Source organism: Ihuprevotella massiliensis (genome assembly GCA_900095835.1).
GTDB lineage: Bacteria > Bacteroidota > Bacteroidia > Bacteroidales > Bacteroidaceae > Alloprevotella > Alloprevotella massiliensis.
Map to the genome: position 1 here is coordinate 532481 of LT608321.1, position 12996 is coordinate 545476.

Sequence of the window (12996 nt, forward strand, 5' to 3'; positions counted from 1 at the left end):
AGGACTTTCTCTCAACAAACCAGCGCACAAAGTCAGACGCTGGACTTACACCAACAACACAACAGAGAAGCCCCCTACAACGCAACCAATGAACAACTCTTCCCATACAATGGAAAAAAGAAAGATTCAATTCTCGCTTGTCTATCGCGACATGTTTCAAAGTTCTGGTAAATTCCAACCACGCAAGGACCAACTAGAACGCATCGCTCCCGTCATCATCAAAATGGGTTGCTTCAGTCGTGTAGAAACCAATGGTGGTGCTTTCGAACAAGTAAACCTTTTGGCAGGTGAGAATCCCAACGAAGCCGTTCGCGCTTTCACAAAGCCTTTCAATGAAGTCGGTATCAAAACGCACATGCTCGACCGTGGTCTCAACGCCCTCCGCATGTTCCCTGTTCCGGCTGACGTGCGCCGATTGATGTATAAGGTGAAGCACGCACAAGGCACCGACATTACTCGCATCTTCTGCGGACTCAATGATGTACGCAACATCATTCCGTCTATTAAATATGCCATTGAAGGTGGAATGACTCCACAGGCAACACTCTGCATCACAACGTCTCCTATTCACACTGCTGAATACTATGCTGGTATTGCAGACCAACTTATTGAAGCTGGTGCTCCCGAAATCTGTTTGAAGGACATGGCTGGTATCGGTCAGCCCGCAATGTTGGGTCAACTCTGCCGAATGATCAAGGAAAAGCACCCCGAAGTAATCATTGAGTACCACGGTCACACAGGTCCTGGTCTCTCTATGGCTTCTATCTTGGAAGTTTGCCGCAATGGTGCTGACATCATCGACACAGCCATCGAACCTCTCGCATGGGGTAAAGTGCATCCAGACGTGATTTCTGTGCAAAGTATGCTCAAGAACGCTGGTTTTGACGTTCCTGAAATCAACATGGAAGCCTACATGGAAGCTCGTAAACTCACCCAAGAGTTCATCGACGAATGGTTGGGCTATTTCATCAATCCTGGTAACAAGTTGATGTCTTCTCTCCTCCTCGGTTGCGGACTCCCTGGCGGTATGATGGGTTCTATGATGGCAGACCTCACAGGTGTGATGGATGCTATCAATGCAAACCGTCAAAAGAAGGGCGAAGAACCACTTTCTGAAGATGCTTTGCTCGTGAAGCTCTTTGACGAAGTGGCTTATGTTTGGCCTCGTGTAGGTTATCCCCCATTGGTAACTCCCTTCAGTCAATATGTGAAGAACATCGCCTTGATGAACCTTCTCACAGAGTCAATGGACAAACCACGCTACTCTATGATGGACAACGCCATCTGGGGTATGATTTTGGGTAAGAGCGGTAAACTCCCCGGAGAACTGGCTCCCGAAATTGTGGAATTGGCAAAAGAAAAGGGATACGAATTCAGCACGGAAGACCCACAAGTGAACTATCCCGATGATCTCGAACGTTTCATCAAAGAAATGGAAGAAAACGGTTGGGATCGCGGTCAAGACGACGAAGAATTGTTTGAGTTCGCTATGCACGAAACGCAATATCGCGACTATAAGAGCGGTGCGGCTAAGAAGCGTTTCCTCGCTGACCTCCAAGCAGCCAAAGACAAAGCTAATGCTTCTGGTATGACTCCCGAAGAAGCTGCAGCACTCAAGCACGCAAAGGCAGATGCCATCGTGGCACAAGAAAGCGGTATCGTGCTTTGGGAAATTGGCGGTGACGCAGAAAACGTCAAAGTTATTGAGCCATTCATTGGTAAGGAGTATAACGAAGGTGACTTCTTCTGCTACATCGAAAATGGCTTCGGCAAGATTATCGAACTCCCAGCTGCCCTCGGTGGTCGCTTGGTAGAAATCAATGCCAAACAAGGCTCACACGTTCAAAAAGGCGACATCATTGCCTACATCGAACGCTCTAACCGCGCGTAATAGTCCACTACGCAATACAAATATTGAGGCCGCTCCTTGTCTAACAGCGAGGGGCGGTCTCAAACTTTTGTTATGGTCTCCATTACCTTCTTATTTTTATGTTACGCATCCTCTTTGACTATCGACTCACGGGCATGCTAAGCCTCATCATCCTCACTTTCTGCCTCATCACGGTGCCTAAAACCACCTTGTCTCAAGTAGACAATATAGACAAGATTGCACATTTTGTCTTTTTCTTTGGTCTAGCACTTGTAGCATGGTGGGAAAGCGCAGGGAGAAAGGTACAACATCTCGGATTTTGGATTAGATTTTTGCTCATTGGATGCGCCACCATTGGACTTGGCGGACTTATAGAAGTGTTGCAAGCCACACTCACCACCAACAGAAGTGGCGACTGGCTCGACTTTCTTGCAGATGCAGCAGGTGTCTGTTGCGCACAAATCATCGGAGGATTTCTATTTCATCGCGTAAGCTCTTACTTAAACCCCAACGGTCATTAGAATGTAATAGTGCTACTCCTTATTGAAAAGATAGCCTAATGACCGATTTGGGTTAACTCAGTAGACTCCCTCTTTCGCTCCTCCAATCTCCCTTACTGCACTCCACCACTCCCTTCTCTATGCACTATCTCCACCTTGGCGACCGACAGATTCATTACGTCATCGACCAACCTTCATCCTTGCCCACCTCAGAAGCCCCACTTCCCTTCCAACATTGGCAGTGGGACATTCATCCTGACCAACCCATTCCCTTATTACTACAGCAAGTGGCAGATTTAGTTCCTTGTTCAGCCTACACTCCGCTACATGTAGTCGTAAATGGCACCGCCACCCTCATTCCCATGGCAGACTTCGATGAAGCACATTGTGAAGCACATCTCAATACTGTCCTTCCCCAAAGTGCAGAAAGTCCAAGCCGACGTGCATTCTACGATGTTCTTCCCGCCTCCAATGCCCTGCTAATTTTTAGTTTGTCAGAAAACATCTGTAGCACATTTGAACGTCTATGGAGTAGCGTCTATTATCTCTCTGCCCAGACTGGCATCTTGCGCCGATTTGCAGCACGCCAAGAACACCCGCACGAACAACGCTGTTTTGTTCACCTACGCCCACAAGCCATTGATGTCGCTTGTTTCCAAGGGCAGCAACTTTTAGGTTATAATACCTTCGATGCTACACAGACAGCTGACGTCATTTATTATGCTTGTCAACTAGCCACCACCCTTGGTTGTCCCCCTGCTACAACTCCTTTCTTCCTTTGTGGGGCATCATCACTATGTGAAGCTCTAGCGCAACAGTTGAGTGAATATGTCAAACATATAGAAGTAGCTAATACTCCCGACGAATTTGCTCACCATCCCCTCACCACCCTCCCCCAACTCCCTTTTGAATTTATCACCCATCTGTTAAGTGTATGAGAGTTATAACAGGAAAATACAAAGGCAAACACTTTGAAGTGCCTCGCTCTTTTAAGGCGCGTCCTACCACAGATTTCGCAAAAGAAAACCTCTTTAATGTGCTGCGTGCCTACCTTGACTTTGAAGAAACACGCGCACTCGACCTCTTTGCAGGCACAGGAAGCATCACTCTCGAACTACTCTCTCGCGGTTGCCGCGAAGTAATGAGTGTGGAGCGGGATCGTCAGCACTATGCCTTCATCCAAAGTATGCTTCGCCACCTCGATGATCCTGCAGCTTCTGCCATTTGTGGTGATGCCTTACGTTTCATTTCCAAGGGTTTCAAAGAATTCGACTTCATCTTTGCCGATCCTCCCTATGCGCTTCGCGAACTTCCTGAACTTCCAGAGCGCGTGATGTCGAGTAAGCTCCTTGCTCCTAGAGGACTTTTCGTTTTGGAACATGGTAAACACAATGATTTCTCAGACCGTCCCGACTTCTTAGAGCATCGAGCTTATGGGTCTGTCAACTTCTCCTTCTTCAGACGTCCCGAAACGTCTACTGTTTCAGAAGAAAACGAAACTCCAACCACTCTGGTAGCAGAATAAATTTCTTTTCTCTCCACTTCTCACGCTGCTCATCCCACCATCATGATTGAAGACCTCTTTGCCGAACATATTGCAGCCGAATTCCCTCATGCGCTCACCGAGCAGCAAAAGGAAGCAGCGCGACAAATTGGTGCGTTCCTCGCAGACCCACGTAGCGACCGCGCCTTCATCCTCCGTGGATATGCAGGAACGGGTAAGACGACTCTTATATCTGCAGTTGTGCGTGTATGGAAAAAACTCAACCGTCCCGTTCTCCTACTAGCTCCTACAGGACGCGCAGCAAAAGTATTTTCCCTTCACGCAGGCCTTCCTGCTACCACCATCCACAAAGCCATCTATCGTCAACAAACTTTCAAAGGCGAAGACACGGTGTTCGATCGAGGTTGGAACAACGCCAAGGAAGCACTCTTCATTGTCGATGAGTCTTCCATGATAGCTAATCAAGGTGGTGGAAATAGTCAGTTTGGCACAGGGCAACTCCTTGACGATTTAGTACAATTTGTCTATGCAGGAGCAGGATGCCGTCTATTGCTTGTTGGTGACACCGCACAGCTTCCTCCTGTGGGCGAAACAGAGAGTCCTGCTCTCCAACCGCGTACCATGGAACGCTATGGACTCCATGTGCGAAGCTATGAACTTACGGAGGTGATTCGCCAAGCTAAAACTTCGGCAGTGCTCACCAACGCCACGCAACTTCGCAAGTTTATTAGCCATTTAGCAGCACAACAATCTAATTTTGCTACTACAGCAGCACTTCTAGAGGAAGCACACGATCTTCCTGCCGAAGCACTCAACGAAAAAGGACTTCCCCTCATCAAAGTAGGAGCAAAGACAGAAGTTAAAATCATTCCAGGCGATGAACTCATAGAATCGCTTGAACAGAGCTACCGTAATTGGGGCACAGACGACACGATTATCGTCACGCGCACTAACAAGCGCGCCAATATCTTTAACAATGGGGTGCGAGCACGCATCCTTGATCGTGAAGAAGTGCTTTGTCGAGGTGACCTCGTCATGGCAGTCCGCAATAATTATCACTGGACAGCACTACTGCAATCTCAACTCCCAGAGGGACAACAACTTCCCATCTCCTTTATTGCCAATGGAGACAGTGCAGAAATCGTGCGTTACCACAATGTACATACCATGCACGGGCTCGAATTTGCAGATGTCACCCTCCGGTTTTCGGACTATGAGGAAGTAGAAATCGAATGTCGCGTCATTCTCGACACACTACAAGCCGAAGCTCCAGCACTGACAGCGGAACAACAGACTCAACTCTATGAATCAGTGCTAGCGGATTATGCCCACATTCCTAACCAACGTGAGCGAATGAAAGCTATTCGCCAAGACCCCTACTACAATGCTCTGCAAATCAAATATGCTTATGCCGTGACTTGCCATAAAGCCCAAGGCGGACAATGGCACGAAGTCTACGTAGACCAAGGTTATTTGCCTGAAGACCTCGAACCCCTCTCCTACTTTCGCTGGCTCTACACCGCCTTTACTCGAACTTCTGGAAATCTCTATCTCGTTAATTGGCCCAAAGACCAAACATACTCACAATCATGATTGCAATCTTTTTTAATGTCATCGCTGTCATTGTGGGCAGTGCCATCGGAGCGCTTGCCAAACGTGGCATTTCTGAGAAATATATCACAGTGCTCAATACCGCTATGGGACTAGCTGCCCTCGTTTTGGGCATCAATGTGGCGATGTCCAACATGGCGAAGAGCCAACTTCCAGTGCTCTTCATCTTTTGCCTATCATTCGGCGGACTATTAGGCACTATGCTTCGTCTCGACCAGCGTATGGAACACGCCACCAAACGAGTTTCTCGCAATGGAAACTCAAGACTCACCGAAGGCATCACCACTGCAGTGCTCTTCTGCTGCGTCGGCACCCTCTCTATGATGGGACCCGTGCTGGCAGCTCTCAAAGGCGACAACACTTATCTCATGACCGCCGCAACACTCAACCTCGTCACCATGATTGTCGTAGCCTCAAGCTATGGCTTCGGAGTGAGTCTTACTGCGCTTGTTGTCTTTGCTTGGCAAGGCGGCATTTATGGTATAGCCAAACTTTCTGCAGGTTTCATTTCCGAAGCTCTGATTTCTGAGGTATCCATTGTGGGCGGTGTACTCATCGCTGCCGCAGGATTAGGCGTGATGCACATCAAAGACTGCAAGACAATCAATCTTTTGCCCGCTCTCTTCATGCCCATGCTCTACTTTTTGGCTAAAAACCTCTTGGGCATGTAGCCAAATTTCTGTATCTTCGCTAAAACATCCTACGTATGACTTTTATTTCCCATCTACATAAGTGCGTGGCTGCAATTTGTTTTGCTGCCACCTCCCTCAGTGTTTCAGCTCAGCCACAAGTGGCACTCAAAGCCCAAGACTTGAAACTGGGTGACATTGCTTGGAACATACCAGCCTTGGCTAAGTTTGAGGTGCAAAACACTGGTAATCAACCTTTGCAAATCCTTGACGTGCGCACCGACTGCGGATGCACCACCGTTAATTGGAGCAAAACCTCCATTGCCCCTGGTGCATCTGCCACTCTTACCGTGAGCTATGATGCCAACACCCTCGGCACGTTTCATAAGAGCATCATCGTCAACACCTCAGCTAGTGCCACGCCCATTCGACTCACCCTCCAAGGCAGAGTGCTCCGTGAAGTGGTGGACTACGATAAAGACTTCCCCGTGCGCATCGGTGACGTGCGACTCTCTACCGACAACATAGAGTTTGACGACGTGAATCGTGGCGAACAGCCCCAAACGACACTCTATCTCTTCAATGCAGGAAAGAAAGATTACACCCCTGAATTGATGCATCTTCCCAAATATCTCTCAGCCTACGCCGAACCAGAAGTAATTCACCCTGGACGCATGGGAAAACTCATCGTCACACTCAACAGCAACGAAGTGCATAGCTTTGGACTTACGCAAACCAACATCTACCTCTCGCGCTTCTCTGGCGACCGCGTGGGAGCAGACAACGAACTCGGCACGGCAGTCACTCTCCTTCCGCACTTCACTAAAGCAGAACTAAACAATCCTGCAGCTCCCAAAGCTGAAATCCCCACCACCATCGACTTAGGCAGTTTTGGAGACAAACAAGAATTAAAAGGAACACTCTTGCTCACCAACAGCGGAAAGTCGCCTCTCAAAGTGAGCATGCTCCAAGTGTACAAACGTGGCATCAGTGTTTCTCTGTCTAAAGGCACCTTAAAACCTGGGGCCTCTGCCAAATTGAAAATTAGTGTATCGCAAAGTTCAGAAGCACAACGTGGAAATCCTAGAATTTTGCTCATCACCAACGACCCTCATCTCCCCAAAATCACTATCGAAGTAAAGACGAAAAAGTAAGGAAACACTTTCGCCATATCACCAAAAATCACTAACTTTGCTGCTGCAATCGGAAAGTAGCGCAGTTGGTAGCGCACTACGTTCGGGACGTAGGGGTCGGGCGTTCGAGTCGCCTCTTTCCGACGTTCATATTTCAGCACTTGTTCGTTTGAACAAGTGCTTTTTCTTGCCCGTAACTCTAAGCGAAAGAATGGAGTTGCAACAAATCTTTGCACCTAAGTCCCTCCGCAATTCTCCCAATCGGATGGCTAAAAATAGTGACCGATATTTGTTCACAATTACATAAAAGTTATTGCTTACCACAGAATTTATAGTTAACTTTGCGGAAAGTCACACATTTTATGCCTTATCCCCTCGGATAATCAGAAGAAAGTAGCAACGAAAAGGAAACATTTATCTTTACGTTATTACATCATATTGGTAACAGTCCTCGCTATCTTCTTATTGTCCTTTCCCTCTATGTGAACACCTGCTCACTCTCTCTCCTCATATTATTAATTAGCACATCCAATAATGAATAAAATCAAACTAACTTTAGTGGTATTGATCGTGTTAGCCACGGCAATTTCATGCATCAAACCACTATATCCCAATGAACAAATGCTTCAACATCTGGGAACGCTTGCGCTCCTTATCCCACTTACCAGAGATTTGTTCAAAAACAAGCTCCCCTTGCCAGCCTTTATCGGAATTGCGTGCTTCACGTTTCTCCACATCCTTGGCGCTCACTACATCTATTCTTATGTTCCCTATAAGGAATGGGCGGTTTCTTTGGGCATAGTCGATGCAGACTTCTTCCAATCTCCTCGCAACCACTTCGACCGCCTTGTCCACTTCTCCTTTGGCTTCTTGTTCCTACCTTCAATGTACTACTTGGCTCAAAAGTGGATCAAAGACAAAACTTGGGTGGCACTCCTGATGGCATGGCTCTTGATTCAGACGGGAAGCATGATTTACGAATTGTTTGAATGGTCACTCACCATAGTCATGGCGTCTGAGTCTGCCGATTACTACAATGGTCAGCAAGGCGACATGTGGGATGCACAAAAAGACATGGCATTGGCTCTCTTAGGCTCTACCATCACCGCAGGCATCTACGCTATAGGCGCTTTGGTTTGCAAACGCAACAACCAACAATAACCTCCAACCGCAATACCCCACAAGGTATTGCGGTTTTTCTTTGCTCAACATCCAGCACATTTCTTCCACCCCTTCACCACTATTGCAGAGAAAACAGGCTTTTGATTCCAATGCTGTGCATCATGCTTTCACAGCCATCGGAGCACCTAAATACATAGAGGAGCACAAATAGTCTCTTGTTACTAGCTGATGAAAAGGCAAGCCAAAACTTAAGTAGCTTAAACAACAAAGGCGATCTGAAGTGTTAAAATCCCGAGGTAAAAAAACGCACAGTTTTCTACAATCTAGCGAGATTTCTTAGCCTATCTCAAACAAAAATTGGGGAGCATTGGAATCTTGCAATGCCAACTTCGGACTTTTGAGAAAATATCTCCGACGTTTTCAAGATTCCGTCGGAGTTTTTTCAAATTTTGTCGGAGATAATTTTTATTTCGTCGGAGGTAATTTCTATTTCGTCGGAGAAAAAAACAATGAATTCGGACAAAACACAGCACAAAAGCGGCGTCTCTTGGCTTTCACGGGACAGAATCCACATATTCATTGTATATTCTTGCAAAACAACAATTCTTCCCTCTCTTTCTAAGCCCCTGAGATTCGCGTATTTGCCTATCACTTATTTCATACTTCTATTTGTGTGTTAAATAAGCAGGAAGGAAACGTAAAGTTTCCCTAAGCACAAGCTAAATCAGACTAGAAATAGCACATGTCGACATACCAAATGGAGCACCCTTCGATAATGTCGAAAGATGCTCCACGTATAAGGAAAGCAGTTGGACGATAAGCCGGGTTTTGTGCCTTATCTTTATCAAAAGGACAAGGTGTCCGTCATTTATCTGGATGTGCTGTCACCAACACACTCTATCGTTCTACCCTCTGATGTGTGCTCGAAAACACTCGGACGAGCCGCCCTGATGACACCAGTTTACATGAACTTTCAACTTCCGAGGTGCACAGCTCGTATGTCGCCACACGACTGGTGGGCTCTTACCCCACCTTCTCACCCTTACCTCCCACAACACTTGCCATTGCTGACCAACAACCTTGCGGCTGCGTGCTGAAAAGTGGCGGTTATTTTCTTCTGCACGGATTCGCTCTCACGAACGACTTCTCATTAAGAAGCGGAATGCTCTATGTTGCCCGGACTTTCCTCGTTTGCCATAAAAGCAAAAGCGACGGACTGCCCAACTGCTGATGGTAAATTCCACTGCAAATGTAGTAAAAAAATAGAGAGAATAAGGTATATCCTCGTTTTTTTTGAGTATTTTTGCCCTAATAAACCCCTCATCTCACCACATGAAACACATCGTCTGGGCAGTGGTTGCTCTTCTAGCGCTTGCGCAGCCTATGAAAGCGCAGGATTATCAACCTTCACGCGAGAATCTGGAAAATCGTCGGCAATTTGCCAAAGATCGCTTCGGCATATTTCTCCACTGGGGCATCTATTCCCTGTATGCACAAGGAGAATGGTATCTGCAAGACGCGAATCTCGACCGCAACGAATATGCGAAAGCCGCTAACGCCTTCTATCCCCATAATTTCAAGGCAGAGGAATGGATCAAAACCTTCAAAGAGGCTGGTGCACGCTATGTGACTTTCACCACGCGACACCATGATGGTTTCTCGATGTGGGCTACACAACAAAGCGACTATAACATCATGCACACGCCTTATGGGCGAGACATTGTGCGCCAACTTGCAGACGCTTGCCACCGCAATGCTTTTCCACTGCACCTCTACTATAGCCATATTGATTGGACACGCGATGACTACCCCATGGGGCGCACTGGATTGCGTACTGGAAAAGACCCTAAGAAAGCAAATTGGCAAAGTTATTTTGCCTTCATGAACCATCAACTCACGGAGCTTCTCACCCAATACGGACCTATTCGTGCCGTGTGGTTCGATGGATGGTGGGACCAAGAGAAAGCAAATCCAGCATTCAACTGGCAACTTCCCGAACAATATGCGCTGATTCATCACTTACAACCTGCTTGTTTGATTGGTAATAACCACCACCAAACACCCAACGAAGGTGAAGACATTCAACTCTTTGAACGCGATGTTCCTGGTGAAAACAAAGCAGGGATGAGTGGACAATCCGTTAGTTCACTTCCTCTCGAGACCTGTGAAACGATGAATGGCATGTGGGGCTACAAAGTAGCAGACACCCACTATAAATCAGCCGAAGAACTCATTCGTTTATTGGTGCGCACTGCAGGAAAAGGAGCCAACTTGTTACTCAATATTGGACCTCAAGCCGATGGCAATCTCCCAGCCACCGCAGTATCACGATTGAGAGAAATCGGGGCATGGATGAAGCTCCATGGTAGTACGATTTACGACACGGAAGCTGGCGGATTAGGAGACGGAGAAAAGGTGGTAAGCACTCGCCGAGACAAAGAACTCTATGTGCATGTACTCGATACAACACTCCAAGATTTACAACTAGAATGTGCAGTTCCCGTGAAACGCATCACAACCTTTGGCAGTAAAACGTCGGTGGCCTTCAAGCAAAAGCAAGGCAAGTTGCAGTGCGCTTTACCCCTCACCACAGAAGTAGACCGCATCATGGTGCTGCATCTCAAATAAAGTTTTACATGAAACCTACACTCCGAAGTTTCATCTCACTTATTCTCATCACATTCTGTGCTTCTATTCAAGCAATAGTTCCACAGAACAAGATGCTACGTGATGATATTCGCACGCTCCGCACGGAGATAGCTGGAAGCTTAGCCCCCATGCCCGTGCTTCAGCTTCGTGGCGGTGAGCGCGTAGAGGTGAGTTTCGACCAGATGTCACACGAGGGGCGAAGATTTTTCTATCGCGTTCAGCACTGCGACTTCAATTGGCGTCCCACAGAAGGGCTATTTCCCAACGAATACATCGAAGCCAATCAGGAAGACATTTGGATAGACAAAGGTGCTGAAAGCCAAAATACTACAACACTATACACACACTACCGATTTAACTTCCCAAATGCAGAAGTTAAGCCGCTGATTTCGGGCAACTATCTGCTCACCATCTACGATGATTCATCTGATAACCCCGAAGCAGTGGCAGAAGTTCGCCTACGCATAGTGGAGACCTTGGTGGGAATATCGGGACGCGTGCTCACCAACACCGACATCGATTGGAATGCTGCGCACCAACAGATTGAGATGGAAGTGAAGGCAGAAGGTTTGGCAGGAGATTTACGTTCCGGACTCCGTACGATTGTCGTGCAAAACGGACGTAGCGACAATGCCGCTGTAGACGTCCCTTCAACCGCTCAAATGGGCAACTCTCTGCTGTGGAAACATGCTCGCGGACTTATTTTTGAAGCCGGCAATGAGTATAGAAGGTTTGAAATGCTCTCTGTGCGCACACCAGGCATGCGCATCCAACAAATGCAATGGTTTCCTCCCTATTACCACGCGACAGTTGCAGAAGACGAGATGCGACGTAGCTATCTTGTGCAGGGAGATTGCAATGGCACGGCAGTGATTCGCAACACAGACAATTTTGACTCCAACACGGAAAGTGATTATGTGCTCACCCATTTCACCCTCGAAGGCGAAGAAATCCCCAATGCTTCCGTATATGTGAGCGGACAATGGTGCATTGGTGGATTATCTCCCGAATACGAACTCCATTACAATGCACAACGACAAGCCTACGAAGGCATTACGATGCTAAAACAAGGCTATTATAATTACATTTATCTGACTCGCCAACGTGGGGCGCAAAGTGGTAGCACGGGACCAACTGAAGGAAATTTCTACCAGACGACCAACGATTACACCATCATGGTATATGCTCGCCTAGCTGCTGATCGATACGACAGACTTGTCGGAGTGGCCACCTTGAAATCCTAAGTCTTCGTTCCCTCCCTCACTTCCTACTTTGAAGTTTGCCCCTTTATTCTTCTCTATTATCAACATTTCTTCTCTTCATGATTACTCTTCCCGAAATCACCTTCGCCAACGTGCTTGACTATATAGGTACACTCGCTTTCGCTATTTCAGGTATTCGTCTAGCAAGTGCCAAGCGTTTCGACTTATTCGGAGCCTATGTTGTGGGATTGGCAACAGCTATTGGTGGTGGAACAATGCGAGATTTAATGCTCGATGTACCCGTGTTTTGGATGACGAATAGCATCTATTTCATCATCAACCTACTTGCGTTGCTTTTGGTGGTGCTCTTCGGTAAGCTCGTAATTCGCCAAAAAAACACTTGGTTCATCTTCGACACCATCGGTTTGGGCATGTTTGCTGTGATTGGCATTGAGAAGTCATTGGCGGTGGGCTATCCTTTTTGGGTAGCCATCGTGATGGGGTCTATCACCGGTGCAGGTGGTGGTGTGATTCGCGACGTATTCCTCAACGAAGTTCCGCTTATCTTTCGAGCTGAAATCTACGCTGTAGCCTGCGTATTGGGAGGCTTAGCCTATTGGGTGTGCCATGCTCTAGGCATGGGTAATGTGCCTTGCGGACTTGTTTGTGGCACGGTGGTAATTTTATCTCGCGTCTTAGCCGTGCGCTACCACATAAACCTCCCCACTCTACGTGATGATGAAGCAACAGAGTAAGCCATAGTAGACTGACTCTCG

The 12996-nt window shown here is 47.3% G+C and carries 11 protein-coding genes, 1 tRNA gene and 1 other RNA gene; 12 read left to right on the forward strand and 1 reads right to left on the reverse strand.

All coding sequences use genetic code 11. From position 1 onward, the window contains the following. Window positions 1-109 precede the first annotated feature (109 nt). The 9 genes from BQ2633_RS02360 to BQ2633_RS02400 all read left to right on the forward strand — a co-directional run bounded on the left by BQ2633_RS02360 (window position 110) and on the right by BQ2633_RS02400 (window position 8408). Entirely contained in the window at window positions 110-1891 is a 1782-nt protein-coding gene (locus tag BQ2633_RS02360; protein ID WP_075564851.1) for a biotin/lipoyl-binding protein, read from the forward strand. A 98-nt stretch (window positions 1892-1989) separates the two neighbouring features. Next, a complete protein-coding gene (locus BQ2633_RS02365; protein WP_075564852.1) occupies window positions 1990-2391 on the forward strand; it encodes a VanZ family protein in 402 nt (133 codons plus the stop codon). Between the two features lie 119 nt (window positions 2392-2510). Continuing rightward, window positions 2511-3308 carry a DUF3822 family protein gene (locus BQ2633_RS02370; protein ID WP_075564853.1) on the forward strand — a complete coding sequence of 266 codons (798 nt, stop codon included), beginning with the start codon at window positions 2511-2513 and terminating at the stop codon, window positions 3306-3308. Next, complete coding sequence (locus BQ2633_RS02375) at window positions 3305-3895, forward strand: RsmD family RNA methyltransferase (RefSeq protein WP_075564854.1); 591 nt, start codon at window positions 3305-3307, stop codon at window positions 3893-3895. The genes BQ2633_RS02370 and BQ2633_RS02375 overlap by 4 nt, the downstream gene beginning before the upstream one ends. 42 nt (window positions 3896-3937) lie before the next feature. Beyond that, a complete protein-coding gene (locus tag BQ2633_RS02380) occupies window positions 3938-5467 on the forward strand; it encodes an ATP-dependent DNA helicase (protein ID WP_075564855.1) in 1530 nt (509 codons plus the stop codon). Then, window positions 5464-6156 (forward strand): DUF554 domain-containing protein, encoded by a 693-nt coding sequence (locus BQ2633_RS02385; protein WP_075564856.1) that lies wholly within the window; start codon window positions 5464-5466, stop codon window positions 6154-6156. The genes BQ2633_RS02380 and BQ2633_RS02385 overlap by 4 nt, the downstream gene beginning before the upstream one ends. Window positions 6157-6191: 35 nt before the next feature. Beyond that, complete coding sequence (locus tag BQ2633_RS02390; RefSeq protein ID WP_083233905.1) at window positions 6192-7268, forward strand: DUF1573 domain-containing protein; 1077 nt, start codon at window positions 6192-6194, stop codon at window positions 7266-7268. A gap of 50 nt (window positions 7269-7318) precedes the next feature. Next, a tRNA-Pro gene (locus BQ2633_RS02395) sits at window positions 7319-7391 on the forward strand. 390 nt (window positions 7392-7781) lie between these two features. Next, complete coding sequence (locus BQ2633_RS02400) at window positions 7782-8408, forward strand: DUF2238 domain-containing protein (RefSeq protein WP_075564857.1); 627 nt, start codon at window positions 7782-7784, stop codon at window positions 8406-8408. A gap of 762 nt (window positions 8409-9170) precedes the next feature. Here BQ2633_RS02400 and rnpB read toward each other — a convergent pair. Further along, window positions 9171-9597, reverse strand: an RNA gene (rnpB, locus tag BQ2633_RS02410) — RNase P RNA component class A. 104 nt (window positions 9598-9701) lie between these two features. On the opposite strand from rnpB, the gene BQ2633_RS02415 reads away from it, so the two are divergent. The 3 genes from BQ2633_RS02415 to BQ2633_RS02425 all read left to right on the forward strand — a co-directional run bounded on the left by BQ2633_RS02415 (window position 9702) and on the right by BQ2633_RS02425 (window position 12975). Next, window positions 9702-10997, forward strand: coding sequence for an alpha-L-fucosidase (locus BQ2633_RS02415; RefSeq protein WP_075564859.1), 1296 nt, complete (start codon window positions 9702-9704; stop codon window positions 10995-10997). 8 nt (window positions 10998-11005) lie between these two features. Continuing rightward, the gene (locus tag BQ2633_RS02420) at window positions 11006-12262 is read left to right on the forward strand and encodes a type IX secretion system plug protein (protein ID WP_075564860.1); all 1257 of its coding nucleotides are present in this window, start codon (window positions 11006-11008) and stop codon (window positions 12260-12262) included. Between the two features lie 77 nt (window positions 12263-12339). After that, on the forward strand, window positions 12340-12975 hold the full coding sequence (locus BQ2633_RS02425) for a trimeric intracellular cation channel family protein (RefSeq protein ID WP_075564861.1): 636 nt from the start codon (window positions 12340-12342) through the stop codon (window positions 12973-12975). Window positions 12976-12996 lie beyond the last annotated feature (21 nt).

What these genes read in the sequence shown, in the direction of transcription:
- BQ2633_RS02365 (WP_075564852.1), top strand. Translation starts at nt 1,990, where the DNA reads ATGTTACGCATCCTCTTTGACTATCGACTCACGGGCATGCTAAGCCTC.
- BQ2633_RS02360 (WP_075564851.1), top strand. Translation starts at nt 110, where the DNA reads ATGGAAAAAAGAAAGATTCAATTCTCGCTTGTCTATCGCGACATGTTT.
- BQ2633_RS02415 (WP_075564859.1), top strand. Translation starts at nt 9,702, where the DNA reads ATGAAACACATCGTCTGGGCAGTGGTTGCTCTTCTAGCGCTTGCGCAG.
- BQ2633_RS02420 (WP_075564860.1), top strand. Translation starts at nt 11,006, where the DNA reads ATGAAACCTACACTCCGAAGTTTCATCTCACTTATTCTCATCACATTC.
- BQ2633_RS02385 (WP_075564856.1), top strand. Translation starts at nt 5,464, where the DNA reads ATGATTGCAATCTTTTTTAATGTCATCGCTGTCATTGTGGGCAGTGCC.
- BQ2633_RS02390 (WP_083233905.1), top strand. Translation starts at nt 6,192, where the DNA reads ATGACTTTTATTTCCCATCTACATAAGTGCGTGGCTGCAATTTGTTTT.
- BQ2633_RS02380 (WP_075564855.1), top strand. Translation starts at nt 3,938, where the DNA reads ATGATTGAAGACCTCTTTGCCGAACATATTGCAGCCGAATTCCCTCAT.
- BQ2633_RS02425 (WP_075564861.1), top strand. Translation starts at nt 12,340, where the DNA reads ATGATTACTCTTCCCGAAATCACCTTCGCCAACGTGCTTGACTATATA.
- BQ2633_RS02375 (WP_075564854.1), top strand. Translation starts at nt 3,305, where the DNA reads ATGAGAGTTATAACAGGAAAATACAAAGGCAAACACTTTGAAGTGCCT.
- BQ2633_RS02370 (WP_075564853.1), top strand. Translation starts at nt 2,511, where the DNA reads ATGCACTATCTCCACCTTGGCGACCGACAGATTCATTACGTCATCGAC.
- BQ2633_RS02400 (WP_075564857.1), top strand. Translation starts at nt 7,782, where the DNA reads ATGAATAAAATCAAACTAACTTTAGTGGTATTGATCGTGTTAGCCACG.